The organism is Vreelandella sp. GE22 (assembly GCF_968212445.1).
In genome coordinates, this window is the sequence record NZ_OZ309110.1 from 1,501,943 (window position 1) to 1,526,657 (window position 24,715).

The following is a 24,715-nucleotide window of genomic DNA, read 5'->3' on the forward strand; positions in this document are numbered from 1 at the left end:
TGCTCATCCGCTCACCACGATATTGACCAGCTTGCCGGGTACCACGATGACCTTGCGCACGGTTTGGCCTTCGAGGTGGCGCTGTACGTTGTCGTTCTCCATGGCGAGTTTCTCCACGGAGGCCTTGTCGGCGCTCGCCGGTACCTCGATGCGCGCGCGCAGTTTGCCGTTGACCTGTACCACCAGTTCCAAGCTATCCCGGGTCAACGCCGACTCGTCCACGGCAGGCCAGCTCGCTTCGATGGCTGGCTCCTGATGACCAAGCGCTTGCCAAAGCGAGTGGCAAAGGTGCGGGGTGATCGGTGCCAAAATCAGTACGCTGGCTTCCAACGCCTCCCGCGCCACGGCCAGGCCCTGGGGCGAGGTGTCGTCGAATTTGCCCACCGCGTTGGAAAGCTCCATCACCGCGGCGATAGCAGTGTTGAAGGTGGTCCGGCGACCGATATCGTCACCGGCTTTCTTGATCGTTTCGTGGGTCTTGCGGCGCAGCGTCTTTTGATGCTCGTCGAGGGCCTCGACGGAAAGCGCCTCGGGGGTACCTGTCTCCACGTGCTCGCTGACCTGGCGCCAGAGCCGCTTCAAGAAGCGGTGCGCGCCTTCCACGCCGGAATCCGACCACTCCAGGGACTGCTCTGGCGGGGCGGCGAACATCATGAACAAACGTACGGTGTCCGCGCCGAACTTGTCGATCATCGACTGCGGGTCGACGCCGTTGTTTTTCGACTTGGACATCTTCTCGATGCCGCCCATTTCCACCGGCTCGCCGTCGCTCATCAACACGGCGCTCACCGGGCGGCCCTTTTCATCCCGGGTCACGTCCACATCCGCCGGGTTGAACCACTGCTTGCCGCCGTTATCCATGGGTCGGTAGAAGGTTTCGGCGATCACCATGCCTTGGGTCAGAAGCTGCTGGAAGGGCTCATCCGATTCGACCAGGCCGAAATCGCGCATCAGCTTGTGGAAGAAGCGGGCGTAGAGCAGGTGCAAAATGGCGTGCTCGATCCCGCCAATGTAGAGATCCACCGGCAGCCAGTAGTTGGCGCGCTCGTCGAGCATCGCATCATGGTTGTCCGCGCAGCAAAAGCGCGCGAAGTACCAGGAAGACTCCATGAAGGTGTCAAAGGTATCGGTTTCGCGGGTCCAGCCATCGCCCAGATCGGAAAATGCCGGCATCTTCTTGAGCGGCGAGCCCGAGGCATCCACGGTGACTTCCATGGGAAGTTCAACGGGCAGCTCGTCATCGGTCAGCGGCACGGTCTGACCTTCGGGGCCGTACTTCACCGGAATCGGCGCGCCCCAGTAACGCTGGCGGGCCACGCCCCAGTCGCGAATGCGGTAGTTGGTCTTGGTCTCGCCGCGGCCGAGCTCGGAAATTTTGGCGGCGATGGCATCAAAAGCCGCCTCAAACTCGAGGCCATCGAAGTCACCTGAGTTGATCAGCGTGCCGTGCTCCACGTACGCCGCCTGGCTGAGATCCGGCGTTTCGCCGTTTTCGTCGGCAATGACGGGTTTGATCTCGACACCGTACTTGGTGGCGAACTCCCAGTCGCGCTGGTCGTGGGCGGGCACGGCCATGACCGCGCCGGTGCCGAACTCCATGAGCACGAAGTTGGCAACGAACACCGGCACCCGCTCACCGCTAAGCGGATGCACGGCGCTATGGCCGGTCGCCATCCCCAGCTTCTCCTTGGTGGCCATCTCGGCTTCCGAGGTGCCGCCCTTGGCGCACTCCTCGCAAAACGTCGCAAGCTCTGGGTTATGCGCGGCGGCTTCTTTCGCCAGCGGGTGGCCGGCGGCCACGGCCACATAGGTCACGCCCATCAGCGTATCCGGGCGGGTGGTGTAGACCGAAAGCGGCTCACACGCGGCGCCGTCCGCGGCTTCGATATCAAAGCTGAGCTCGACGCCTTTTGACTTGCCGATCCAGTTGCGCTGCATGGTCTTGACCTGCTCGGGCCACTCGACCTTGTCCAGATCAGCCAGCAATTCGTCGGCGTAGTCGGTGATCTTCAGAAACCATAGCGGAATCTCTTTACGCTCGACTAACGCGCCGGAGCGCCAGCCGCGGCCTTCGATGACCTGCTCGTTGGCCAGCACCGTCTGGTCCACCGGGTCCCAGTTCACCGTGGACATCTTCTTGTAGACCAGGCCCTTTTCGACGAGTTTGGTGAAGAACCACTGCTCCCAGCGGTAATAGCTCGTATCGCAGGTGGCGAATTCTCGGCTCCAGTCGTAGGCGAAGCCCAACGCCTTGAGCTGGGTGCGCATGTAATCGATATTCTGGTAGGTCCACTCGCCGGGTGGCACCTGATTTTGAATGGCGGCGTTTTCCGCCGGCATGCCGAAGGCGTCCCAGCCCATGGGCTGCATGACGTTTTTGCCCTGCATACGATGAAAACGCGAAACCACATCGCCAATGGTGTAGTTACGCACGTGACCCATGTGAAGCTTACCGCTAGGGTAGGGGAACATGGAAAGGCAATAGAACTTTTCGCGATTGGCGTCTTCTACGGCTTTGAAGCACTGATTCTTGTCCCAGTACTGTTGGGCGTCACGTTCGATCTCGCGAGGGCTATAGTGTGCATCCATCGGTTTTTCAATGCCTTGGCGTAATTCGCCCCACAAGGGCGCAGTATGAATGATAATGGCGGCTGTCAGATAAGTAGTGCCGATTGTATCCTATGCTGGTGTAACCTTGAACGGTTAGCCGGTGATAGCCCTTCAAGCAAGGACCGCGTGGTACTGAAACAGGAGAGTAACCATGGAACGAGATAACGACCACCGTTTACGCGAAGGCTACGAGCGCCTGCTCGAGCGTATGAAAGATGGTACCGGTGAGCTCACCTGGACGAATCTGCAAAGGGATCTGGACGACGCCGTCGCCTTTGAAGCCGAGTTCGAGGAGTACACCAAGGACGAACTGGCGCTTCTGCGCGCCTGGGTCGAACGCGATTTGCGTGACATGCGCCACTACATGTCGGATACCGGCAAACAGGTGGCGCAGTGGCTGGGTATCGATGTCGATGGGGTTTCGCGGCGCGTGGTCGAGTCGCTTTTATCCATCGCCGATCGCAGCGTGGTCGAGCGCGAGCGATTCGAAGACGATTTAGAGGCGGCCCGGGCTGACTACTGCGAAGGCGAGCTGGCAGCTCCTGGCCTTATGGCCTGCGTTCATTGCGACGCCCAGGTCATGCTTAGCGGCGTTGCGCGGCTGGAGCCCTGCCATGAATGCGGCCATCGCTACTTCTACCGCTTCCCCAACAAGATCATCGAAACCTGAGTTCACAAACCGGATTTCGACGATTCAAGCGCTAAACTGCCCGATGCCTGCGATCGCGCCCAGCGAGAGCAGGCTCATGATGGCGGCGTAGGCCAGGTTGTCGCGCATCATCTGATAGCCGCTTACCCCGTAGCGCCCCTGCAGCGAAAGATTGATCCCCGAAAGCGGCCCGACGCTGGTGCCCACCGCCCAACTACTCAGGGCGACAAAGGCGAACAGCGTCTGCTCGCTGGCAGAAAGATTCAGTATCGAGGCCAGCACCGACACCCCGATGATCGGATGAAGCCCCGCCAGGGCACTCAATAAAATTGCGACATAGCTGATCATCGCCTGGCCGGTGGCGAAGCGCTCGAACAGCGTCCACTCATCCCCCGCCGCGGCGTTGACCAGCGTGGAAAGGCCAACGGTCAAAAGCCCGGCGGCCAGAAAAAGGGATATTTCCCCGCGCATGGCGGGCAATCGGTTGAAGGTGTGCTGGCGAATCCGCTTTGCCGTGAAGATGGGACCCTCGCGTAGATTGACCGCGAGCGCCACGCCGGGCAGTAAAAAGGTAATGATACTCACGATCGAAAGCGACGGCGTGAACCAAAAGTGAAAGAGCATCACCCCAAACGCCATGCCCAGCGGCATGAAGAGACTACGCGGTGAGAGCGAAAAGCCGTCGACGCCGCTTAAATCGAAGCGGCGGCGAAGCTCCAGCGTCGTAATTAGCCCGGAAAGCATGGCGATAGGAAAGCCCACCAGGGCGATTTGGCTGTACTGAACCTCGGGCGCCAGTGCGATCACCACCCCCATGGACGCAAAAAACGGCGACCATAAAGCAGCGCTCGAGAGTCCGCGGTTGAGTGCTAAAAACTGCGGTGTGGTGAGCGGACTTCGCCGCGCGATGCGATCGCCCACCATGAACACGGTGGAAAGGTTCAAAATTGTGCCCAGAAAGTGCACCCCAAGCCAGGTGCGCAGTACACCACCGCTGCCGGTCAGTCGCTTACCCGCCGCGGGTTTGTTGCCTTGCCGGCCGACCAGCGAGATAAAGCTCACCCCGATCAGCATCGCGACCACGAACACGTTACCTTCCAGCACGTGCGGCCAATCCACATCGGCGCCGTATAGGAACCGCGCAGCCAAAAGCATCAGCCCGCCAATCCCGATCAGCGCCGCCGCCTGCACGCGCGAGCGCTTGGGAATGTCTTTCCAAAGCAGGATGACCGCCGCCCAAAGTAGGTAACTCACAAGCTGGGTCGAGGTGATGAAGGGCGTAAACCCGATAATCTGCAAAAAAAGCCCAAGCAAGGCGAGCGTGCCCGCCAGGCGCCGCCGAGAGGTCGTTTGATCCATACGTAATCCTTTAACTTCGAAGGATTAGGCTAATCGGGAAAGCGGCTAAAGGCCAGCAGAAGGGCGGCTACGCGCTGTGCTACGAGTAAAGCGCAATGATCAACACAAAAGGGCAATGAGCAAGTAAACTTCAATAGAGCGTTCCAGCGCCTGGTACAAGATTCCAACCCACAACGCGTTACGGAGAGATTTTTATGACCTCGCTATCAGAGAAGCACGGTGCTTGCCTGTGTGGAAATGTTCGTTTGGCCGCTAAAATCGACAATGATCAAGTCAGTGCTTGTCACTGTGAAACCTGCCGAAAGTGGGGCGGCGGCCCGCTATTAGTGGCGGAGTGCGGCGCTGACGTAAGGTTCGAGGGCGTCGAGTATATTACGACATTCGCGTCATCCGACTGGGCGGAGCGCGGCTTTTGTAATCAGTGTGGCACTCACCTGTTTTTCCGTTTGAAGGACGGCGGTTTTCACGGGATTCCGGTAGGGCTTTTCAAAGGTGATAACGAATGGACGTTCGCCGAGCAGGTCTTCATCGAGCAAAAGCCTGCGTTCTACTCCTTTACTCAAAAAACTCGCAACCTGACCGGCGAGCAGCTATTTACACAGTATTCAGAAAAGTAGCGCGTAGGCCCACCAGAGAGGCTGAACGACTGAAAGGTTGTGCGGGCAACATTTGTGTAGAGCAGGGTACGGTGCGGGGGCAGAAATGCCGCAGGGAAGGTCTATAAAGGGGGGTGTCGGCACGCCCTAATGTCCTGGTACGTTTTCTCGGGCGCCTGATGGGACGGTATTGATTTTTGGTGTCTTCTAAAGATTTCTTCCCGATCATGACTTGGATCATGGTAATGGAGTATTTGAAGCGCCTCGTAGTGCTCAATAGTGCAAACCTCGAAACGTATATTCATACCCACGTTCCAAAAGGATCACCTGCTTAACGCTGCTGAATGAAATAAGCGTCGGCTAAATGCGTATGGCGATCCCATTCGGTTAATCGAGAGCGAGGCTTCCAATGAATCAACCCAACAGACCCGTTAACCTTCACAAGGCTTACCACGCCCACGTCTACTTCGACGAAAAAACGGTCGTGTTCGCCACCAAACTCTGCGCCGAGGCTGGCGAAATATTTGGCCTCAAGGTTGGCCGCGTGCACCAGGAGTGCGTGGGGCCGCACACCAAGTGGAGCTGCCAGATCGCGTTTGGTCAGGAAAGCTTCGAGCAGTTCATTGCCTGGTTGGATGCGAACAGAAAGGGCCTGAGCGTATTGGTCCACGCCCTAACGGGTAACACGATCGAGGATCACACAACCTACGCCTACTGGCTCGGTGAGCCGGTGGCGCTGGATCTGAATGGTTTATAAAGTGGTTAGCCAGTACCGATCAACACTTTGCGTACGAGTTCTTTACTGCCCTTTGCGTGTGGTGCTAAAAGCGGGGTATGACGCGTTTGGAGTAAGGCATAAGGGGCCTCGATGAGCGGGAATACTTACGACTCAACATCACTAAATCCAAACGGTTATCCGGGCGCAAAATGACCAACGAGGCCAGACTGATTGCGTGGCTGGGTCAGGACCGCTTGCGTATGCAGGCGCTAAGGGTGGCGGCCGGTTTTGGGCTGAGCCAGTGGTGTCTGGCCGCCGGGTTTGTGCGCAACCTGGCCTGGGATAAAGCACACGGCTTCGATAATGCCACGCCGCTCAACGACATCGATTTGATCTATTTCGACCCCCAGGATACTCGCCCCGAGACGGACCGCGCCCTGGAGTTGGAACTTAACCGGCGCATGGCACTGCCCTGGTCGGTGAAAAACCAGGCGCGGATGCATACCCGCAACGCTGATGCGCCCTACGGCTCATGCGAAGACGCCATGCGTCACTGGGTGGAGGTAGAAACCGCGGTGGGGGCGCTACTCGATGAGCGCGGAAGGATTCGGCTGGTCGCGCCCTTTGGCGTGGCGGCGCTTTTCGAACTGACCATTACCCTCAACCCGGCGCGGCCGAAACTCGTAGCGTTTCAAGCGCGCCTTGCCGAAAAAGGGTGGCTGCGGCAGTGGCCGGGGCTAACCGTGAAGGGCTTGCCTGTCTCGCCGGATGCCAGAGACGCCTGAGAATTAAGTTTGCTTGCTGTCTGGACCGCTTTAGACATTTACTTCAAAAGCCCCAAGGGCTTTCGTCCCACGAAGTGCAAATGCATCGCTTGTAAATCAATAGTGTTTGGTCAGTGCCTCGATCATGCGGCTGGCGGCGTTGGAAAGCGTACGGTTGGTGTGCACCAGGTAGCCTAGTGGGCGCTCGATACGCGGTGTTTGAACATTTAGCTCCACGATGGTGTCGTCGAGCATTTTTTCGGGTAGCAGACTCCAGCCCAGCCCCACGCTGCACATCATTTTGAGCGTTTCGAGGTAGTTGGTCGCCATGCTTACGTGAAGCGTGAGCCCGGCATTTTCGAAGCGCTTTTGAATCAACGCATGGGTGAAGGTTCTGGACCCGGGCATCACGCAGTTGTGATCGCACAGCGTCTCGAGCGTGATGGGCACGGAGGAGCGGCGAAGGGGGTGGTCCGGCGCGCAAACGAAGCAGAGCCGGTCGCGCCAAAGCTCGACGGTTTCCAGCTGCTCAAACGGCGCCGGGGCCAGGGTGACGACGGCGATCTCGAGCGTGCCGTCCAGTACGTTCTGATAGGCAAGCTCCGAATCCAAAAAGTGTAGATCCAGCGCTACCTCCGGATGCTGCTCGGTGTAGTGTTTGAGCACCGGCGGTAGGCGGTGAAGACCGATGTGATGGCTGGTGCCCAAGGTCAACGTGCCGCCCACCTGGCCGGAAAGGTTCGCCAGCGCCCGGCGGCTATCTTCTACGGCCTGCAAAATACGCAGCGCCCTGGGGCGCAAAAGATGCCCTGCTTCGGTTAGCGCGATACGCCGGCCTATGCGGTCGAAAAGCCGGGTGCCGACCTGGGCTTCGAGAGTCGCGATACGCTTGCTGACCGCCGGCTGGGTCAGATGGAGCTGCTCGGCGGCGCGGGAAAAGCTCTGCGACTCAGCAACGGCGATAAAGGCCTGGAGGCTTTGGGTATCCATGGATGTTCTCGCTATTCCTTTTTGGAATCCAATCCATAAATAACATGAATTGCTTTTATGCGCGAGGCGCGCAACACTGGCTTCACTAAAACCGCCCCAAGAGGCGGGCAAGGCGAAAACGCCGGACCGAACCAGCAGGGCACCGCCCGGGAGAGCACAATGTCAGGTCACACCGAGACGTCAGGCCAAACCCTTTACGATAAACTCTGGGATCAACACCTGGTGAAGCAGCGCGATGACGGCACGGCGCTCATCTATATCGACCGCCAGCTGCTCCACGAGGTGACCTCGCCCCAGGCGTTTGAAGGCCTGCGCCTGGCCAAGCGTAAGCCCTGGCGGCTCGACGCCAATTTGGCTACACCCGATCACAACGTGCCTACTACGCTCAAGGAGCGCGCCGCGGGCAACAGCGGTATCGAAGACCCGGTTTCGCTGATCCAGGTACAAACCCTGGACGACAACTGCGGCGAGTACGGCATCGAAGAGTTCAAGATCAACGACCCACGCCAGGGCATCGTCCACGTGGTCGGTCCGGAGCAGGGCGCCACGCTGCCGGGGATGACCGTGGTGTGCGGCGACTCCCACACCGCCACCCACGGCGCTTTCGCAGCCCTTGCCCACGGTATCGGTACCTCGGAAGTCGAGCACGTGCTGGCGACCCAGTGTCTGCTGGCGCAAAAAATGAAGAACATGCAGGTGCGCGTCGAAGGCGAGTTGGGCCTGGGCGTGACCGCCAAGGACGTGGTGCTGGCGATCATCGGCGAGATCGGCACCGCCGGCGGTACTGGCTACGCCATAGAGTTCGCCGGCAGCGCCATTGGTTCGCTCTCCATGGAAGGGCGTATGACGGTCTGCAATATGGCCATCGAAGCCGGCGCCCGGGTCGGGCTCATTGGTGTGGACGACACCACCATCGACTATCTCGGCAAGCGTCCTTTCGCGCCCACCGCCGAGCAGTGGGAAGCCGCGGTGGCCGACTGGCGCGAGCTGGTCTCCGACGCGGACGCCGAATTCGACAAGGTCGTCACCCTTCAGGCGGAAGAGATCGAACCCCAAGTGAGCTGGGGCACAAGCCCGGAGATGGTCACCGGTATTACCGGCCAGGTGCCGGACCCGATGGCCGCCGTGGATGACACGGTACAGCGTAGCCACACCCGGGCGCTGGAGTACATGGGCCTGCAGGCGAACCAGAAGATCACCGATATCAAGCTCGACAAGGTGTTCATCGGCTCCTGCACCAACTCACGTATCGAAGACTTACGTGAAGCCGCGAAAGTCGCCAGGGGCAAGAAGGTGGCGGATTCGATCAAGCTGGCCATGGTGGTGCCGGGCTCGGGGCTCGTGAAACGCCAGGCCGAGGCGGAAGGCCTCGACAAGATCTTCACCGAGGCGGGTTTCGAGTGGCGCGAGCCGGGCTGCTCGATGTGTCTGGCGATGAACGCCGACAAGCTCGGTGCCGGCGAGCACTGCGCCTCGACTTCCAACCGTAACTTCGAAGGCCGCCAGGGCTATGGCGGGCGCACCCACCTGGTAAGCCCGGCCATGGCCGCCGCCGCCGCGATTGCCGGACATTTTGTGGATGTCCGTACATTGCCCGCCAACGATGAAAGCCACGCCCAGGAGGCCTAAGCCATGAAAAAGTTCGAACGTCTCGAAGGCCTGGTAGCGCCGCTGGATCGCGCCAACGTCGATACCGACCTGATCATCCCGAAGCAGTTCTTGAAATCCATCAAGCGTACCGGCTTTGGCGTGAACCTGTTCGACGAGCTTCGCTACCTCGATGAAGGCCAGCCGGGCCAGGACTGCTCCGAGCGCCCGCTCAACGAAGGGTTCGTTTTGAACCAGCCCCGCTACCAGGGCGCCCAGGTGCTGCTGGCGCGGCGTAACTTCGGCTGCGGCAGCTCCCGGGAGCACGCGCCCTGGGCGCTCGAGGACTTCGGTTTTCGGGTGGTGATTGCGCCAAGCTTTGCCGATATCTTCTACAACAACGCCTTCAAGAACGGCATTTTGCTGATCACGTTGCCGGAAGAGCAGGTAGAGCAGTTATTCCAGGAGGTCGAAACGGTTGAGGGCTACCGCCTGGATATCGACCTGGAAGGCCAGCGCGTGACCACCCCCGGCGGCGACAGCTTCGCCTTCGAGGTCGATGCGTTTCGCAAGCACTGCCTGCTCGAAGGCCTGGACGATATCGGCATTACCCTGAAAGACGAGGACGCCATTCGCGCCTTCGAGCAAAAGCACAAGGCCGCTCGCCCCTGGCTTTTCCGTCAGCCCGCTTGAGATTTACCGCTTCGTTTGTTGAGGAAACCGCATGACCCAGAAAGTTTTACTGCTGCCCGGCGACGGTATCGGCCCGGAAATTGCCGCCCAGGCGGCACGCCTGCTAAAAGCCTGTCAGGAGGCGGGGCTCGATATCGACGTCGAAGAGGCGCTGGTCGGTGGCTCGGCTTATGACGTTCACGGCGAGCCGCTGCCGGCTGAAACGCTCGAGAAAGCCAAAGCCGCCAGCGCCATTTTGCTCGGCGCGGTCGGCGGGCCGAAGTGGGACAAGATCGAGGATCTCTCGAAGCGCCCGGAAAAGGGGCTTTTGGGATTGCGCAAACATCTGGGGCTTTTCGGCAACCTGCGCCCGGCGCTTTTGTACCCGCAGCTGGCCAGCGCCTCGAGTTTGAAGCCTGAACTGGTCGCCGGGCTCGATATCATGATCGTGCGCGAGCTCACCGGCGGCATTTATTTTGGCGAGCCGCGGGGTATCGAAGAGCGCGGTGGCGAACGCGTGGGCTTCAATACCTACGTCTATTCGGAAAGCGAGATCGAGCGTATCGGCCGCGTGGCGTTCGAGATGGCCCAAAAACGGGGCAAGAAACTCTGTTCGGTCGATAAAGCCAACGTACTGGAAGTGACCATCCTGTGGCGCGAGGTGATGGAGCGGCTGGCGCCGGAGTACCCGGATGTCGAGCTCTCGCACATGTACGTGGATAACGCGGCCATGCAGCTGGTGCGTGCGCCCAAGCAGTTCGACGTGGTGGTGACCGGCAACATGTTCGGCGACATCCTTTCCGATGCGGCTGCCATGCTAACCGGCTCTATCGGCATGTTGCCCTCGGCCTCGCTCAACGAATCCGGCCAGGGCATGTACGAGCCCTGCCACGGCAGCGCCCCGGACATCGCCGGGCAAAACATCGCCAACCCCTTGGCGATGATGCTGTCGGTGGCCATGATGCTGCGCTACTCGCTCAACGAGCCCCGCCTTGCCGCGCGCATCGAAACCGCCGTGGGCGACGTGCTCGACCAGGGGCTGCGCACGGCGGATATCGCCCAGAGCGGCGAGCCGAGCACCTCGACGGTCGAGATGGGCGACGCCGTGCTCGCGGCGTTTGCCCGGCTTGGCTAAAGCGGGCAGGCCTCGAGGTTAGAAACGTTTAACGAGATCGGCCGCCTTACGCAGCGGCCGATCTCTTTTGTTATAGTGGTGTTGAGAAGACTTTAATCTACTGGAGGACGTTATATGTTGAAGGTCGGTTTTGTAGGCTGGCGGGGGATGGTGGGCTCGGTTCTAATGAACCGTATGCAGGAAGATGGTGATTTCAACGGCATCGAGCCGGTGTTTTTCACCACTTCTCAGGTTGGCCAGCCAGGACCCGACATCGGCGTCGATGTGCCGGCACTAAAAGACGCCTTTGACCTGGAGGCGCTCAAGGCGCTGGACGTCATCATTACCTGCCAGGGCGGCGACTACACCAAGAAGGTTTACGGCGACCTGCGCAAGAGCGGCTGGAACGGCTACTGGATCGACGCGGCCAGCACCCTGCGCATGGAAGACGAGACCACCATCGTGCTCGACCCGGTCAACCGCCGCGTGATCGACGAGCAGCTCGCCAAGGGCACGAAAACCTTCTGCGGCGGCAACTGCACCGTGAGCCTGATGCTAATGGGGCTTGGCGGTCTGTTCGAGGCCGGCATGATCGAGTGGATGACCTCGATGACCTACCAGGCGGCCTCGGGCTCTGGCGCCAAGCACATGCGCGAGCTCTTGAACCAGATGGGCGATCTGCGCCAAAGCGTGGCGGCTGACCTCGACGATCCGGCCAGCGCGATTCTGGATATCGACCGCCAGGTCACTGCCAAAATGCGCGGCAGTGATTTTCCCATCGAGAACTTCGCGGCGCCCTTGGCTGGAAGTCTCATCCCCTGGATCGACAGCAAGCTCGACAGCGGCCAGAGCCGCGAAGAGTGGAAGGGCTTCGTCGAGACCAACAAGATTTTGGGGCTGGGCGATAACCCGATCCCCATCGACGGTCTCTGCGTGCGTATCGGCGCAATGCGCTCGCACAGCCAGGCGTTCACCATCAAGCTCAAGCAGGACGTGCCGCTCGATGAGATCGAAGACCGGATCGCCAAGCACAACGAGTGGGTCAAGCTGATCCCCAACGATAAAGACGCCACCATCGCGGGGCTGACGCCCACGGCCGCCACCGGCACCCTGGATGTACCGGTGGGCCGGCTTAGAAAGCTCAACATGGGCGGCGAATACCTGTCGGCGTTCAGCGTAGGCGACCAGCTTCTGTGGGGCGCAGCGGAGCCGCTCAAGCGTATGCTGAAGATTCTGCGCGAGCGGTAAGCTCGATAAGGTTTAACGCCTGAAAAAGGGAAGCCCCAGTGGCTTCCCTTTTTATTTGCATACCTTAAAACTCGCTAAACTTCCCAAGGAAGGTTTAACTCGCCAGGTTATAGTAATAAAGAATGATGAGTGGGGCCCGTCACTCAGGGCTCGTGGGTAATCAAAGGCAAGGGGCCTTGATGAATAAAACGCTAGCCACCAGTGTTTGGCTCGTTCTTGCAACGCTGAGCCCGGCCGCGCTTGCCTTGGGCCTGGGCCATGCGACAACGCTTTCACCGCTTCAAGCGCCGCTCGATGCCACGGTGGATCTGCTTGAAAGCGATGGTTACCGCGTGGAGGATATTCGGGCAAGCGTGGCCGAGCCCTTTGCGTTCAGCGCGCTAGGGCTCGAGTGGTCGCCGCTGCTATCCAATCTAGAGGTGACGCCGGTACGCCAAAACGGGCGCACTTTTTTACGCCTGAGTAGCCCCCAGGCGGTGAGCGCGCCCTGGCTCGATGTGCTGATTACCCTCGATACTCCCGCCGGGCGCCAAACTCAAGCGGTCACGCTGCTGTTCGACCCGGTGGATTACCTGCCCGGCCAACCAGGCGCTGAGGTTGCGGACGTGCGCCAAACCGCTGCGCCGGCCCCGGCGCCATCACCACCTCCATCGCGGTCGGCCCCGCCAGCAAGCGCCCAGCCGGATGCCACCCATACCACCGTTCAGCCCGGCGACACGCTTTGGGATATCGCCCTGAGAACCCGCGCTCCCGGCGTCGACGTTCAGCAGATGATCGCCGCGCTGGCAGAGGCCAACCCGGCCGCATTCGCCGGGGAAAGCATCGACTCGCTCCGCGTTGGCCAGCGCCTGCGCCTGCCTTCCCGGGAAGAGGCGCTAGGACGAAGCCCGCAGCAGGCCGCCCGAGCTGTGAGCGCACGCAGCGGCGAATCGCCGGCGCGCGGCGCTGCTTCGCCCGAGCCTCAAAATCAAGCCGTCGCGCAAGCGCCGGCCGCGCCTCGGGCCGCTGAGCCAAGCGGTGGCGAGAGTAGCGAGCAAGGTAGCGCCCGGGAGCCTTCGCCGCCGGCCGGCGAAGAGGCCGACGTCGAAGCCGCGGTGTTGGATGCGTTAATGGCCTCGCTCAGTCTCGAGGCGGCGCTGGCCGCCGGTGAGGCGGAAACGCCCGCGATCCCGCTGCTGGCCGATAGCGGCGTCGCGCCTACGGCGGTTGTAAGCCAGGCGCTGGCGCCATTTTCGCCGCTTCCCACCGCCGAAGCCGCACCCAATGGCGGCGAGTATCAGGCACTTTTGGATGAACAGGCTCGCCAGGCGGCAGAAATCGACACACTGAGAGAGGAGGTGGCGGCGCTGCGCCAAACCCTTGGCGATGTACAAACGCTCGCGCTGGCTCAAACCGGGCCCGTCTCGGCCAGTACGCAGCCAAGCGCCCCGGCGCCTGGCGTCTGGGCATCGCTTCGCGAGCGCTGGGTGTGGCTTGCGGGTATTGCGCTTTTGCTGCTGCTGGCGGCCATGGTGATCAGCCGTAAGCGTCGCGAACGCCAGTGGGAGGCTGCGCCTCTACCGGTTACGCCGGTAGCGCCCGCGGCATCCGCTGCACCGCCGAGCCACACCGTGCCGGCCGCTGCCGCTTCATCGCCAGTCGCAACACCGCCTGTTGATGAAACACCTGAGCCACAGATGCCAGAAAGCCCCGGGCCGCAAACCCTGGCGGTCGAACGCCGCGCCCTGGCCGAACAAGACCTGATGGAACCCGCGCCCTGGGCGCCAAACGACGCGCCAGGCGAGCCAGACGAACCTGAGTCTGCCGGGGCGTTCAGCGAGGCGTTAGAGCCTGTCGAACAAGATGAACCGGCGCTGGCGCCGAAAGCCCCGGATAGTTCGTCGAATCACCTGATCGATTACCCCCCGGCGCGCGCGACTGCACCCGAAGACATTGACGCAAAGCCGCTTTCCCAGGACGTTGGCGCGACCGAGCCGCCATCTTCTACTGAGCCGCAGTGGGAAATCGAGGAGGTAGCATTTAAGCCGCGACGCCGGGATAATAGCTAACCCTTTTTCCAACACGGCGTGGCTAATGACGCTTTTTTACCACTTTGATGAAACCACGCCGCTCACCGGGCGGCTGGCCCTGGGTATCGAGTACGACGGCACGCGCTTTAGCGGCTTTCAGCGCTTGAAGCACGCCGCCTCCGTGCAAGGGGCCGTCGAGCAGGCGCTGGCGAAGGTGGCCGGGGCGCCGGTGCAAATTCACGCAAGCGGGCGCACCGACTCCGGCGTACACGCTACCCGCCAGGTCGTCCACTTCGACCCGCCCGCCCAGCGCAGCGAAAAAGCCTGGATCTTCGGCGCCAACACCAATCTGCCCAAGGATGTCGCCATTCGCTGGGTCAAGCCGGTATCCGATGACTTTCACTCCCGGCTGGGGGCGCTTGGGCGGCGCTACCGCTATCTCTTCTTGAACCAGCCAAGCCGGCCGGTGCTGGAGCGCCACAACGTAACCTGGTGTCGCGACCCCCTGGATGCAGGCGCCATGCACCGCGCCGCCCAGGCGCTGGTGGGCGAGCACGATTTCTCGAGCTTTCGTGCGGCGGGGTGCCAGTCCAAAACCCCCTGGCGGCAGATGCACTTTTGCGAAGTGCATCGCTACGGGCAACTGGTGGTCATCGATATCCAGGGTAACGCCTTCTTGCATCACATGATTCGCAATATCGCCGGGGCGCTGGCAAGTGTAGGGCGCGGTGCGCAAAACGAAGGCTATATCGAGGCGCTGCTGGCCAAAAAAAGCCGTCGCGAAGGCGATGTGACGGCGCCGGCCTGCGGCCTTCACTTCGTCGACTCGATTTACGACGAGCGTTTTGCGCTCCCCCAGGAGCCGCTAGGGCCGAACCTGCTTGCCTTTACCGGCGAGTGGACCGGTGACCGGGTGCTGCCGGACAACCCGCGCATCGCCGCCAGGCGCAAGCTCACGTTTGCCGATAGCCCCAAAGCGGCGGCAAAGGGCTCTTCAACGCCTTGAGCGCTGCGGTCTCATCATTAGCGTCCCCCCATTTTTTAAGCCGAGGAGCGCCATGCGCACGCGCATCAAGTTTTGTGGATTTACCCGGGCCGAGGATATCGAGTGCGCCGTTGCCCTTGGGGTCGACGCGCTCGGCTTCGTCATGTGGCCAGAAAGCAAACGGGCGCTTACGCCACGCAAGCTTGAAGGGCTCAGCCAGCGGGTACCGGCCTTCGTTACCCGGGTGGGGCTTTTCGTCAACCAAAATGCTGACGACATAGAGCGCTGTCTGCCGTATCTGGATCTTTTGCAGTTTCATGGTGACGAATCAGCGGCGTTTTGCGAGCAGTTTGGTGCGCCCTGGATCAAAGCGCTACGCATGCGTGACGGCGTGGATTTACACCAAGCGAGCGTTGAGTATCGAGGGGCTCAGGCGCTGCTGCTCGACGCCTACCGGCCCGGCATTCCAGGCGGTACCGGCGAGACCTTCGATTGGTCTAGAATTCCCGCATCTCTTGCAAAACCTGTTATCCTCGCGGGTGGATTGACCTCCTCCAATGCGGGGGAGGCGGCGGCTCGCGTTGCGCCCTACGCGCTGGATGTTTCCGGCGGTATCGAGGCGTCTCCCGGCGTCAAGGACTCGGCCTTGATGAGCGCATTCGTTCGTCAGGTAGCGCTTGCCGACGCCGAAACGCCGGATCGAGCCGGCGCCGATTCGTGACGCTACGTTCATTTATTGTTTGCCTGCTCGGGCGATCTTGTGAGGTACCTCTGTGACTGTCTCAGCAACTGGTGACACCGACATCGTAAAGACCCGGTTTAGCGATTTGACCAAAATGCCGGACGCCCGCGGCCATTACGGCCCCTACGGCGGCCGCTTCGTCTCGGAAACCCTGAGCTTCGCGCTTGAAGAGCTGGAGAAGACCTACGCCAGCCTGCGCGACGACCCGGATTTTCAGGCCGAGTTCGATTATGACCTTGCGCACTACGTGGGGCGGCCATCGCCGCTTTATCACGCCAAGCGCTGGTCCGAGCAGCTCGGCGGGGCGCAGATATGGCTCAAGCGTGAAGACCTGAACCACACCGGTGCCCACAAGGTAAACAACACTATCGGCCAAGCGCTTCTGGCCAAAAAGACCGGCAAGCCCAGGGTGATTGCCGAAACCGGCGCGGGCCAGCACGGCGTGGCCACGGCCACCGTCGCCGCGCGCTTAGGCCTTGAGTGCGATGTCTACATGGGCGCCCAGGACGTGGAGCGCCAAAAGCTCAACGTCTACCGCATGCACTTGCTTGGCGCCCGGGTGATTCCGGTGGAATCCGGTACGCGGACCTTGAAAGATGCCATGAACGAAGCGCTGCGCGACTGGGTCACCAACGTCGACAACACCTTTTACATTATCGGCACCGTGGCGGGGCCGCACCCGTATCCGCAGTTGGTGCGCGACTTCAACGCCGTGACCGGACGCGAGGCGCGGCGCCAGTCGCTCGAGCAGATCGGCCGGCTGCCGGACGCGCTGGTGGCCTGCGTGGGGGGCGGCTCCAACGCCATCGGGCTCTTCTACCCGTTCATCGAGGACGACGACGTTACCATGTACGGTGTCGAAGCCGGCGGCGATGGAATGGAAACCGGTCGCCACGCCGCGCCCTTGGCCTCCAACGCGCCGCGGGGCGTGCTGCACGGTAACCGCACCTACCTGATGTCCGACGAGGCCGGACAGGTCTCGGACACCCACTCGATCTCTGCCGGGCTCGACTACCCGGGCGTCGGTCCCGAGCATTCGCTTTGGAAGGATGTCGGGCGCGTCAACTACGTGGCCGCCAACGACAAGGAAGTGCTCGAGGCGTTTCGTGAGCTTACCCGCATGGAAGGCATCATGCCGGCGCTGGAGTCCGCCCACGCGCTGGCTCACGCCAAGGTGCTGGCGCCGACCATGCGCACCGACCAGCATATCGTGGTCAACCTCTCGGGCCGGGGTGATAAAGACATCATGACCGTTGCCAATATTGACGGTCTCAAGTTTTAAGGGTCAGCATGAACCGTATCGATCAGCGCTTCGACGAACTTAAACAGCAGGGCCGCAAGGCCTTGATCCCCTACATCACCGCCGGCGATCCCGGCCCCGAGCACACCGTCGGTTTCATGCACGCGTTGGTAGATGCCGGCGCCGACGTGATCGAGCTTGGCGTCCCGTTTTCCGATCCCATGGCCGACGGCCCGGTGATTCAAAAAGCCTGTGAGCGTGCGCTCTTAAAGGGCACCCGCCTGGTGGATCTTCTCGACATGGTCGCGGAGTTTCGCCAAACCGATACCACCACGCCAGTGGTGCTGATGGGCTATTTGAACCCGATCGAGCGTATCGGCTACGCCAATTTTGCCGATAGAGCGGCAAGCGTCGGCGTGGACGGTGTGCTCGTGGTCGATATGCCGCCGGAAGAAGCCGAGGAGTTCGGCCCGCTCTTGAAAGAGCGTGATTTAGCTGCAATTTTTCTGGTTGCACCTACCACTTCCAATGCCCGAGCCGCTACAATATGCGCCCATGGACAGGGGTATCTTTACTACGTGTCGCTCAAAGGGGTGACCGGCGCTGCCACGCTCAATGCCCAGGACGTGGCCGAGCACCTTGCGCCGCTGCGTGAGATGACGAATCTTCCGCTCTGCGTGGGCTTTGGTATTCGCGATGGCGTGACCGCCGCCGAAGTGTCCAAAGTGGCCGACGGGGTCATCGTAGGTAGCGCATTGGTGAACCGTATCGCCGAGAATGCCGATACCCCGGAAGTGATTGCCGGCGAGCTTAAAACCGTGCTGGCCGAAATGCGCACGGCGATGGACGCCTAAGAGTGCCTCCATTGTCTACACTGATTTGATCGACGACACTCATTCGCCTGGCAAGGCCGGGCATTGACGTATACGGAAGCCTTTTTGATATGAGCTGGTTAGATAAAATCGTACCCTCCATGGGGCGTATCCAGCGTAAGGACCGTCGTGCCAGCGTGCCCGACGGTCTTTGGCGTAAATGTCCCAAGTGCGAGGCGGTGCTTTACCTCCCCGAACTTGAAAAACATCAAAACGTTTGCCCCAAGTGCGAGCATCACTTAAGGCTCACGGCGCGCAAACGCCTCGACTGGTTCCTGGATAAAGAGGGCCGCGAAGAGATCGCTGCCGATCTCGAGCCCGTCGACCGGCTCAAGTTCAGAGACTCCAAGAAGTACAAGGACCGCTTGGCGGCCGCGCAAAAAGAGACCGGTGAGAAAGACGCACTGATCGCTATGCGTGGCGAGCTCGACGGCCTGCCCATCGTGGCTGTGTCTTTCGAGTTCACCTTCATGGGCGGCTCGATGGGCGCCATCGTGGGTGAGAAATTCGTGCGCGCCGCCACAGTCGCGTTCGAACAGCAGATTCCACTGGTCTGCTTTGGTGCCTCCGGCGGGGCGCGGATGCAAGAGGCGCTTTTCTCGCTGATGCAGATGGCGAAAACCTCTGCGGCGCTCGAACGGCTCAAGCAGGCGGGTATTCCCTACATCTCGGTGTTGACTGACCCGGTATTCGGCGGCGTCTCGGCGTCACTTGCGATGCTTGGCGATCTCAATATCGCCGAGCCGAACGCGCTGATCGGCTTTGCCGGCCCGCGGGTCATCGAGCAGACCGTTCGCGAAACGTTGCCGGAAGGCTTCCAGCGCAGCGAGTTTTTGCTCGAGCACGGCACCGTGGACATGATCGTTCACCGCCACGAAATGCGCGATCGGGTAGGCGGGATACTGCGTAAGCTGACCCACCAAAGCGCCCGGCCCCAGGTCGAAGCGATCGAGGACACCAGCACCCAGGTGAGCGAGCCCCTGGTCGATGAAGAGGCGTTGGCCAACGCCTTCGAAGCCAGCGCATCGACGACTGCCAACGCAGCGAGCGACGAATCCAACCGCAATGCCTAGCTCTTTAGCCGACTGGCTCGACCATTTGGAAACGCTGCACCCCGTCGGCATCGATATGGGCCTTGACCGGGTGTCCGAAGTGGCGACGCGTATGGGGCTGTTCGAGCGGCCCGTGGCAACGCGCGTGGTGATGGTGGCTGGCACTAATGGCAAGGGCTCGACCCTTGCCATGATGGACGCCGTAGCCCGGGCCCATGGCTTTCGAACGGGTGCTTACACCTCGCCGCACCTGGTGCGCTATAACGAGCGGGTGACCCTCAACGGCCAACTGGCAAGCGATGCGCAGCTCATCGAGGGCTTCGAGCGCGTCGAAAAAGCGCGTACCGACGCCCCAGAGGTCAGCCTGACCTACTTCGAGGCCGGAACGCTCTGCGCGCTCTGGGCGCTTTCGCAACAGGATTTGGACTTGGCGTTTCTGGAAGTGGGCCTGGGGGGGCGCCTGGACGCGGTCAACGTAGTCGAGCCCGACGTGAGCGTGGTAACCACGGTTGCGCTTGATCACGCCGACTACCTGGGGTCTGATCTCGAGCAGATCGGGCGCGAAAAGGCCGGTATTTTTCGCCCACTCAAGCCCGCGGTGCTGGGCAGCCGGTCGCTGCCGGTCAGCGTGCCGGATACCGCCATTGCCATGGCTTCCACCATTTACGCGTTGGGCGTAGGCTTCAAGCACAGCGCCGACGCCAAGGCGAGTAGCGACCTGGCCACCGCCTGGTGCTGGCACGGGTTGACCCGTGACGGCGATACGGTGTCGCTGGATGCGCTGGCGGATCCCGGACTTCCGATCGACAACGCCGCGACGGCTCTTCAAGCGCTGGCGCTGGTCGGTGTCGGGTTCGATACCGCGCTGGTCAATCAGGCGTTTCGCGCGCTGATCGTGGCCGGGCGTATGCAGTGGATCGGCCAGTGGTGTCTGGATGTCGGGCACAATCCTCACGCTGCGCGCTATGTGGCTAGCCGCCTACCCACGCCTGGCGAAGGCGGGCGTCAATGGGCCTTGATCGGTATGCTCGAGGACAAGGATGCTGACGGCGTGATCGAAGCACTGATGCCCCGGGTGAGCGACTGGGTTTGCGTGAGCCTTGACGGTGAGCGTGGCCGTAGCGCCGATGATCTGGCCCAGCGCATTCGGGCGAAAGGCGGCGTGGTTCAAGGCATGGCCGAGTCGCCGCAAGCGGGGGTCGCGCTTATCGAGGAACAGCTAAGCAGTAATGATCGTGTGCTTGCCATGGGTTCGTTTAAAACCGTTGCTGCGCTTTTGGAGTGTTCGCTACCGCAAGCCTGATGCTATGCGTATTCGCGAGACTTCCTGGCCTGGCCGGCCCCACGCTTTGAGGAGAGGGATATGAAATACGGTAAAACGGAACGCATTAGCGGAATTGTGATTTTGCTCGCGCTGCTGGCGATTTTCGTGCCCTGGCTAATGAGCGACCCGGCTCCCCGCGAAGAGCGTCCCCAGCCGACGTTCGTCATCGAACAGCCCAATAACGTCACGCGTCAAAACGTCCCCGCGCCCGAAATGCCCGCCAGTATCGAGGCCATGCCCCAGGGGGGGCAGTCCGAAGACGCGGGAGGCGAGATCATTACCGATCCTATCGGCGCCGACCCCGCCCAGCCGCAGACTGGTCAAGCGGCGGCCGAAGCCGAAAGCACGTCCCCCCCGGCACCCGCCGAGGCGGACCCGATCGCCGATTTGGTCGCCTCCAACGCGGCGACGTCCAACACCTCCTCCAATTCGTCCTCCTCCAGTGAGAGCGAAAGTGCCGGGGCACCGGCGACCGCCGAGCAGGGCGAATGGGCGGTTCAAGTGGGGAGTTTCGGTGATGTGAGCAACGCCGAGCGGCTGAGCGATCAGCTCTCGGGCCAGGGGTTTAGCGCGTTTCGCCGCGCCCGGGACAATGACCTGACGTCCGTGTACGTCGGCCCCTACGCCACCGCGGAAGAGGGCGAGTCGGCGATGGCGCTGATCAAACAGCGGGCCAACGTTCAAGGGCTACTGGTCAGGGTACGAGACTGACCATGGCACTGACTTGGCTCGACGCGGTTTTTCTCGCCGTACTGGCGCTCTCCATGCTGGCCGGTTTCCTGCGCGGATTCATTCGCGAGGCGCTGGGCCTAACGGCTTGGGTCGTGGCGCTGATGGTGGCACGCGTGCTTGCCGACCCGGTCGCCGAGCTTTTGTCGGGAATGATCGACAGCTACGATGCTCGCCTGGTGCTTGCCTTCGCGCTGGTGATTTTCGCGGTGATCCTTTTGTGCGGCATCGTGATTCGACTGGTCCACGCCGCCATCGTATGGGCCGGCATGGGGCTTTTGAATCGCTTTGCCGGGGCCGTGTTTGGTCTCGCCCGCGGCGTGGTCGTTTTGCTGATTGCCACGGTGCTGATTACCCTGACACCGTTTTCGGACCTCCAGGCCTGGCAGCAGGCGAGCCTTCGCCCCACCTTTATCGAACTACGAGACTGGGCGGTCAGCCAGCTTAATCAATGGGAGCGCGAGCTACCCCAAGCGCCGGAGTCGCTTCGCGATATCCGCCTGCCCGAGTTTCGCTCGAGGGGCGTGATGAACGATTCCTCCAATATTACGTTGCCACCATCGAACGACCGCTAGCCAAGCGCGGGACTTCCTGGTGAGCCAGCAGGGCACAGCGTCCTGGATCGATAATGTTCCGGCTTACTCCCGGTAAGCCGCGGCACAAAGAGAGGTAACTGGAATGTGCGGTATTGTGGGCCTTCTGGCCAGGCAGGCGGTGAATCAGGGCATTTACGACGCCTTGACCGTACTTCAGCACCGGGGCCAGGACGCCGCGGGTATGATGACGTGGAGCGAGGGACGCTTTTTACTGCGCAAGAGCAATGGCCTGGTGCGCGATGTCTTTCATACCCGCCATATGGCGCGGTTGAAAGGGCATCTGGGTATCGGCCACGTACGCTATCCAACGGCGGGGTCCTCGAGCGAAGCCGAGTCGCAGCCTTTCTACGTTAACTCCCCCTACGGCATTGCGCTGGCACATAACGGTAACCTGACCAACTCCGAGCAGTTGAAGCAAGAGCTTTTCTCCACTGATCTTCGTCATATCAATACAAGTTCCGACTCCGAAGTACTGCTCAATGTCTTTGCGCATGAGCTTGGCAAGCAGGGTCTTCACCTCACCGCCGAGGACATTTTCGATGCGGTACGCCGGGTGCATCGCCGCTGCAAAGGCGGTTACGCGGCGGTGGCGATCATCAATGGCTTTGGCATGGTGGCGTTTCGCGACCCCCACGGTATCCGTCCGGTGGTGTTCGGCACCCGTCAGGAGGGCGAGAGTCAGGACGTGATGATTGCCTCCGAGTCGGTGGCGTTGGATGTGGGCGGTTTCGAGCTTGCCCGCGACCTGGCCCCGGGCGAAGCTATATTCGTCGACATGCAGGGTAACTATCACACCCAGGTCTGCGCGGATCAGCCAAAGCTCTACCCGTGCATTTTCGAGCACGTCTATCTTGCCCGCCCGGACTCGCTGCTCGATGGGGCTTACGTGTACGGCACGCGGATGCAGATGGGCCGCAAACTGGGTGATCGTATCCTGAACGAATGGCCGGATCACGATATCGATGTGGTCATCCCGATACCCGATACCTCGCGTACCTCCGCGCTCGAGATGGCTCAGCACCTGGGCGTGACCTACCGCGAAGGCTTCATGAAAAACCGCTATATCGGGCGTACTTTTATCATGCCAGGGCAAACCCAGCGTAAGAAGTCCGTGCGTCAAAAGCTCAACGCGATCGACGTCGAGTTTCGCGGTAAAAACGTGCTGCTGGTGGACGACTCCATCGTGCGCGGTACGACCTGTAAGCAGATCATTCAAATGGCCCGGGATGCCGGCGCTTGCAATGTCTACTTTGCCTCCGCTGCGCCGCCGGTGCGTTATCCCAACGTCTACGGTATCGACATGCCGGTGGCCTCGGAGTTGATCGCCCACGGGCGCACGGAAGCGGAAGTCGGCGAGCTGATCGGCGCTGATCGTATCTTCTATCAAGACCTCGAGGATCTAAAGGCCGCCTGCCGTGAAGTGAATCCGGAAATGGAGGAGTTCGACTGCTCCGTGTTCGACGGCAACTACGTCACCGGCGATATCGACGAGGCGTACCTGGCGGTTCTGGAAGCCAACCGCAACGATTCGGCCAAGGATCAGAGCGCGGGGGATCACGCCCTGGTCGACATGCACAACCAGGACGATGACGACCTGGACGACTAACACGCCAACGAATGCCAAGAAGGTCTACTCATGCAGGATGACAGTGAACGTCCCCAGTGGTCGCTAGAGACCCTGGCCATTCGTGCCGGCCACCACCGCACGTTTGAGCAAGAGCACGCCGAACCGATCTTTCCCACGTCGAGCTTTGTCTATGAAAGCGCCGCCGAGGCGGCGCGCAAGTTCGGTGGTAAAGAAGCCGGTAACGTCTACTCACGCTTTACCAACCCGACCGTACACACCTTCGAGCGCCGCTTGGCCGCGCTCGAGGGGGGCGAGCGCTGCGTGGCCACCAGTTCCGGCATGTCGGCGATCCTTTCCACTGCGCTTGCGCTTTTGTCCCAGGGCGATGAGATCGTCGCCTCCCGCTCGCTGTTCGGCTCCACGGTTAGTCTGTTCGACAAGTACCTGGGCAAATTCGGAATTATCACGCGCTACGTCGAGCTTTCCGATTTGGACGCCTGGGAGCGCGCGATCGGACCGAACACCAAACTGCTGTTTGCCGAAACGCCCTCGAATCCGCTTTCCGAAGTGGCGGATATTGCCGGGCTTGCCGCGCTTGCCAAAAAGCACCAGGTGCTGTTAGCGATCGACAACTGCTTTTTGACGCCAGCCCTTCAGCAGCCCATCGCCCTGGGGGCGGACCTGGTCATTCACTCCGCGACCAAGTATCTCGACGGGCAGGGCCGCGCCATTGGCGGCGCCGTCGTTGGGCGTCACGATCTTCTGGAAGAAGTCTTTGGCGTGGTGCGCACCTGCGGGCCCTGCATGAGTCCCTTCAATGCGTGGATTTTCACCAAGGGCCTCGAAACCCTGGCGATACGCATGAAGGCCCACGGCGAAAATGCCCAAGCGCTGGCCGAGTGGCTCGAGCGGCACCCGGCGGTGAAGCGCGTCCATTACAGTGGTTTGGAAACCCACCCCCAGCACACGCTCGCCAAAGCGCAGCAGCGCGGCTTTGGCGCAGTGCTTGGCGTCGAGGTCATCAACGGGCAGGAGGGCGCCTGGCAGGTGATCGACGCCACGCAACTGCTGTCGATCACCGGCAACCTGGGGGATGTCAAAACGACCATTACCCACCCGGCGACGACCACCCACGGCAGGCTGAGCGACGAGCAGCGCAGCGCCGCCGGTATTGCGCCGGGTTTGATTCGTATCGCGGTCGGTTTGGAGAGCCAGGAAGACATTCGCCAGGACCTGGCGCGCGGGCTAGACGCACTTGCCCAATAGCAGGCAGTGCCGCTGCGCGTCACGAA

General features: G+C 61.3%; 22 protein-coding genes. 19 read left to right on the top strand and 3 right to left on the bottom strand.

Features of this window, described 5'->3' with window-relative positions; all coding sequences use genetic code 11:
- Window positions 1-3: 3 nt before the first annotated feature.
- On the bottom strand, window positions 4-2,589 hold the full coding sequence (gene leuS, locus ACWHRL_RS07120) for a leucine--tRNA ligase (RefSeq protein WP_447895811.1): 2,586 nt from the start codon (window positions 2,587-2,589) through the stop codon (window positions 4-6).
- 172 nt (window positions 2,590-2,761) lie between these two features.
- On the opposite strand from leuS, the gene ACWHRL_RS07125 reads away from it, so the two are divergent.
- Window positions 2,762-3,280, top strand: coding sequence for a zinc ribbon-containing protein (locus ACWHRL_RS07125; protein ID WP_447528541.1), 519 nt, complete (start codon window positions 2,762-2,764; stop codon window positions 3,278-3,280).
- 24 nt (window positions 3,281-3,304) lie between these two features.
- On the opposite strand, the gene ACWHRL_RS07130 is transcribed toward ACWHRL_RS07125, so the two are convergent.
- Entirely contained in the window at window positions 3,305-4,618 is a 1,314-nt protein-coding gene (locus ACWHRL_RS07130; protein ID WP_447895812.1) for a hypothetical protein, read from the bottom strand.
- A gap of 194 nt (window positions 4,619-4,812) precedes the next feature.
- On the opposite strand from ACWHRL_RS07130, the gene ACWHRL_RS07135 reads away from it, so the two are divergent.
- The 3 genes from ACWHRL_RS07135 (at window position 4,813) to ACWHRL_RS07145 (ending at window position 6,717) form a co-directional block, all read left to right on the top strand.
- Entirely contained in the window at window positions 4,813-5,235 is a 423-nt protein-coding gene (locus ACWHRL_RS07135; protein WP_447528543.1) for a GFA family protein, read from the top strand.
- Between the two features lie 388 nt (window positions 5,236-5,623).
- Window positions 5,624-5,971, top strand: coding sequence for a DOPA 4,5-dioxygenase family protein (locus ACWHRL_RS07140; RefSeq protein WP_447895813.1), 348 nt, complete (start codon window positions 5,624-5,626; stop codon window positions 5,969-5,971).
- 170 nt (window positions 5,972-6,141) lie between these two features.
- The gene (locus ACWHRL_RS07145; RefSeq protein WP_447895814.1) at window positions 6,142-6,717 is read left to right on the top strand and encodes a nucleotidyltransferase family protein; all 576 of its coding nucleotides are present in this window, start codon (window positions 6,142-6,144) and stop codon (window positions 6,715-6,717) included.
- A gap of 96 nt (window positions 6,718-6,813) precedes the next feature.
- Here ACWHRL_RS07145 and ACWHRL_RS07150 read toward each other — a convergent pair whose 3' ends face one another.
- Window positions 6,814-7,686, bottom strand: coding sequence for a LysR family transcriptional regulator (locus tag ACWHRL_RS07150; RefSeq protein ID WP_447895815.1), 873 nt, complete (start codon window positions 7,684-7,686; stop codon window positions 6,814-6,816).
- Window positions 7,687-7,845: 159 nt separating this feature from the next.
- On the opposite strand from ACWHRL_RS07150, the gene leuC reads away from it, so the two are divergent.
- The 15 genes from leuC (at window position 7,846) to ACWHRL_RS07225 (ending at window position 24,689) form a co-directional block, all read left to right on the top strand.
- A complete protein-coding gene (gene leuC, locus ACWHRL_RS07155) occupies window positions 7,846-9,315 on the top strand; it encodes a 3-isopropylmalate dehydratase large subunit (RefSeq protein WP_447895816.1) in 1,470 nt (489 codons plus the stop codon).
- A 3-nt stretch (window positions 9,316-9,318) separates the two neighbouring features.
- Window positions 9,319-9,966, top strand: coding sequence for a 3-isopropylmalate dehydratase small subunit (gene leuD / locus ACWHRL_RS07160; protein WP_447895817.1), 648 nt, complete (start codon window positions 9,319-9,321; stop codon window positions 9,964-9,966).
- A 31-nt stretch (window positions 9,967-9,997) separates the two neighbouring features.
- Window positions 9,998-11,080 (top strand): 3-isopropylmalate dehydrogenase, encoded by a 1,083-nt coding sequence (gene leuB, locus ACWHRL_RS07165; protein WP_447895819.1) that lies wholly within the window; start codon window positions 9,998-10,000, stop codon window positions 11,078-11,080.
- A gap of 114 nt (window positions 11,081-11,194) precedes the next feature.
- Complete coding sequence (gene asd / locus ACWHRL_RS07170) at window positions 11,195-12,307, top strand: aspartate-semialdehyde dehydrogenase (RefSeq protein WP_447895820.1); 1,113 nt, start codon at window positions 11,195-11,197, stop codon at window positions 12,305-12,307.
- 179 nt (window positions 12,308-12,486) lie between these two features.
- On the top strand, window positions 12,487-14,355 hold the full coding sequence (locus tag ACWHRL_RS07175; RefSeq protein ID WP_447895821.1) for a FimV/HubP family polar landmark protein: 1,869 nt from the start codon (window positions 12,487-12,489) through the stop codon (window positions 14,353-14,355).
- 25 nt (window positions 14,356-14,380) lie between these two features.
- Window positions 14,381-15,322, top strand: coding sequence for a tRNA pseudouridine(38-40) synthase TruA (gene truA / locus ACWHRL_RS07180; RefSeq protein WP_447895822.1), 942 nt, complete (start codon window positions 14,381-14,383; stop codon window positions 15,320-15,322).
- Window positions 15,323-15,374: 52 nt separating this feature from the next.
- Window positions 15,375-16,022 (top strand): phosphoribosylanthranilate isomerase, encoded by a 648-nt coding sequence (locus ACWHRL_RS07185; protein WP_447895823.1) that lies wholly within the window; start codon window positions 15,375-15,377, stop codon window positions 16,020-16,022.
- A gap of 52 nt (window positions 16,023-16,074) precedes the next feature.
- Window positions 16,075-17,325: a tryptophan synthase subunit beta gene (gene trpB / locus ACWHRL_RS07190; RefSeq protein WP_447895824.1), complete on the top strand. Its 1,251-nt coding sequence runs from the start codon at window positions 16,075-16,077 to the stop codon at window positions 17,323-17,325.
- An 8-nt stretch (window positions 17,326-17,333) separates the two neighbouring features.
- Window positions 17,334-18,137 carry a tryptophan synthase subunit alpha gene (gene trpA / locus ACWHRL_RS07195; RefSeq protein ID WP_447528554.1) on the top strand — a complete coding sequence of 268 codons (804 nt, stop codon included), beginning with the start codon at window positions 17,334-17,336 and terminating at the stop codon, window positions 18,135-18,137.
- An 89-nt stretch (window positions 18,138-18,226) separates the two neighbouring features.
- Window positions 18,227-19,228: an acetyl-CoA carboxylase, carboxyltransferase subunit beta gene (accD, locus tag ACWHRL_RS07200; protein WP_447528555.1), complete on the top strand. Its 1,002-nt coding sequence runs from the start codon at window positions 18,227-18,229 to the stop codon at window positions 19,226-19,228.
- Window positions 19,221-20,510 (top strand): bifunctional tetrahydrofolate synthase/dihydrofolate synthase, encoded by a 1,290-nt coding sequence (folC, locus tag ACWHRL_RS07205; protein ID WP_447895825.1) that lies wholly within the window; start codon window positions 19,221-19,223, stop codon window positions 20,508-20,510. The genes accD and folC overlap by 8 nt, the downstream gene beginning before the upstream one ends.
- A 60-nt stretch (window positions 20,511-20,570) precedes the next feature.
- Window positions 20,571-21,242 (top strand): SPOR domain-containing protein, encoded by a 672-nt coding sequence (locus ACWHRL_RS07210; RefSeq protein WP_447528557.1) that lies wholly within the window; start codon window positions 20,571-20,573, stop codon window positions 21,240-21,242.
- Window positions 21,243-21,244: 2 nt separating this feature from the next.
- Window positions 21,245-21,835, top strand: a complete 591-nt coding sequence (locus ACWHRL_RS07215; protein ID WP_447528558.1) for a CvpA family protein — start codon at window positions 21,245-21,247, stop codon at window positions 21,833-21,835.
- A 103-nt stretch (window positions 21,836-21,938) separates the two neighbouring features.
- On the top strand, window positions 21,939-23,462 hold the full coding sequence (purF, locus tag ACWHRL_RS07220; RefSeq protein ID WP_447895826.1) for an amidophosphoribosyltransferase: 1,524 nt from the start codon (window positions 21,939-21,941) through the stop codon (window positions 23,460-23,462).
- A gap of 30 nt (window positions 23,463-23,492) precedes the next feature.
- Window positions 23,493-24,689, top strand: a complete 1,197-nt coding sequence (locus ACWHRL_RS07225) for an O-succinylhomoserine sulfhydrylase (protein ID WP_447895827.1) — start codon at window positions 23,493-23,495, stop codon at window positions 24,687-24,689.
- Window positions 24,690-24,715 lie beyond the last annotated feature (26 nt).

Bases quoted from the DNA above. Each gene is read 5' to 3' on its own strand.
- leuS (WP_447895811.1), bottom strand. From the start codon at position 2,589: ATGGATGCACACTATAGCCCTCGCGAGATCGAACGTGACGCCCAACAG.
- ACWHRL_RS07125 (WP_447528541.1), top strand. From the start codon at position 2,762: ATGGAACGAGATAACGACCACCGTTTACGCGAAGGCTACGAGCGCCTG.
- ACWHRL_RS07130 (WP_447895812.1), bottom strand. From the start codon at position 4,618: ATGGATCAAACGACCTCTCGGCGGCGCCTGGCGGGCACGCTCGCCTTG.
- ACWHRL_RS07135 (WP_447528543.1), top strand. From the start codon at position 4,813: ATGACCTCGCTATCAGAGAAGCACGGTGCTTGCCTGTGTGGAAATGTT.
- ACWHRL_RS07140 (WP_447895813.1), top strand. From the start codon at position 5,624: ATGAATCAACCCAACAGACCCGTTAACCTTCACAAGGCTTACCACGCC.
- ACWHRL_RS07145 (WP_447895814.1), top strand. From the start codon at position 6,142: ATGACCAACGAGGCCAGACTGATTGCGTGGCTGGGTCAGGACCGCTTG.
- ACWHRL_RS07150 (WP_447895815.1), bottom strand. From the start codon at position 7,686: ATGGATACCCAAAGCCTCCAGGCCTTTATCGCCGTTGCTGAGTCGCAG.
- leuC (WP_447895816.1), top strand. From the start codon at position 7,846: ATGTCAGGTCACACCGAGACGTCAGGCCAAACCCTTTACGATAAACTC.
- leuD (WP_447895817.1), top strand. From the start codon at position 9,319: ATGAAAAAGTTCGAACGTCTCGAAGGCCTGGTAGCGCCGCTGGATCGC.
- leuB (WP_447895819.1), top strand. From the start codon at position 9,998: ATGACCCAGAAAGTTTTACTGCTGCCCGGCGACGGTATCGGCCCGGAA.
- asd (WP_447895820.1), top strand. From the start codon at position 11,195: ATGTTGAAGGTCGGTTTTGTAGGCTGGCGGGGGATGGTGGGCTCGGTT.
- ACWHRL_RS07175 (WP_447895821.1), top strand. From the start codon at position 12,487: ATGAATAAAACGCTAGCCACCAGTGTTTGGCTCGTTCTTGCAACGCTG.
- truA (WP_447895822.1), top strand. From the start codon at position 14,381: ATGACGCTTTTTTACCACTTTGATGAAACCACGCCGCTCACCGGGCGG.
- ACWHRL_RS07185 (WP_447895823.1), top strand. From the start codon at position 15,375: ATGCGCACGCGCATCAAGTTTTGTGGATTTACCCGGGCCGAGGATATC.
- trpA (WP_447528554.1), top strand. From the start codon at position 17,334: ATGAACCGTATCGATCAGCGCTTCGACGAACTTAAACAGCAGGGCCGC.
- accD (WP_447528555.1), top strand. From the start codon at position 18,227: ATGAGCTGGTTAGATAAAATCGTACCCTCCATGGGGCGTATCCAGCGT.
- folC (WP_447895825.1), top strand. From the start codon at position 19,221: ATGCCTAGCTCTTTAGCCGACTGGCTCGACCATTTGGAAACGCTGCAC.
- ACWHRL_RS07210 (WP_447528557.1), top strand. From the start codon at position 20,571: ATGAAATACGGTAAAACGGAACGCATTAGCGGAATTGTGATTTTGCTC.
- ACWHRL_RS07215 (WP_447528558.1), top strand. From the start codon at position 21,245: ATGGCACTGACTTGGCTCGACGCGGTTTTTCTCGCCGTACTGGCGCTC.
- purF (WP_447895826.1), top strand. From the start codon at position 21,939: ATGTGCGGTATTGTGGGCCTTCTGGCCAGGCAGGCGGTGAATCAGGGC.
- ACWHRL_RS07225 (WP_447895827.1), top strand. From the start codon at position 23,493: ATGCAGGATGACAGTGAACGTCCCCAGTGGTCGCTAGAGACCCTGGCC.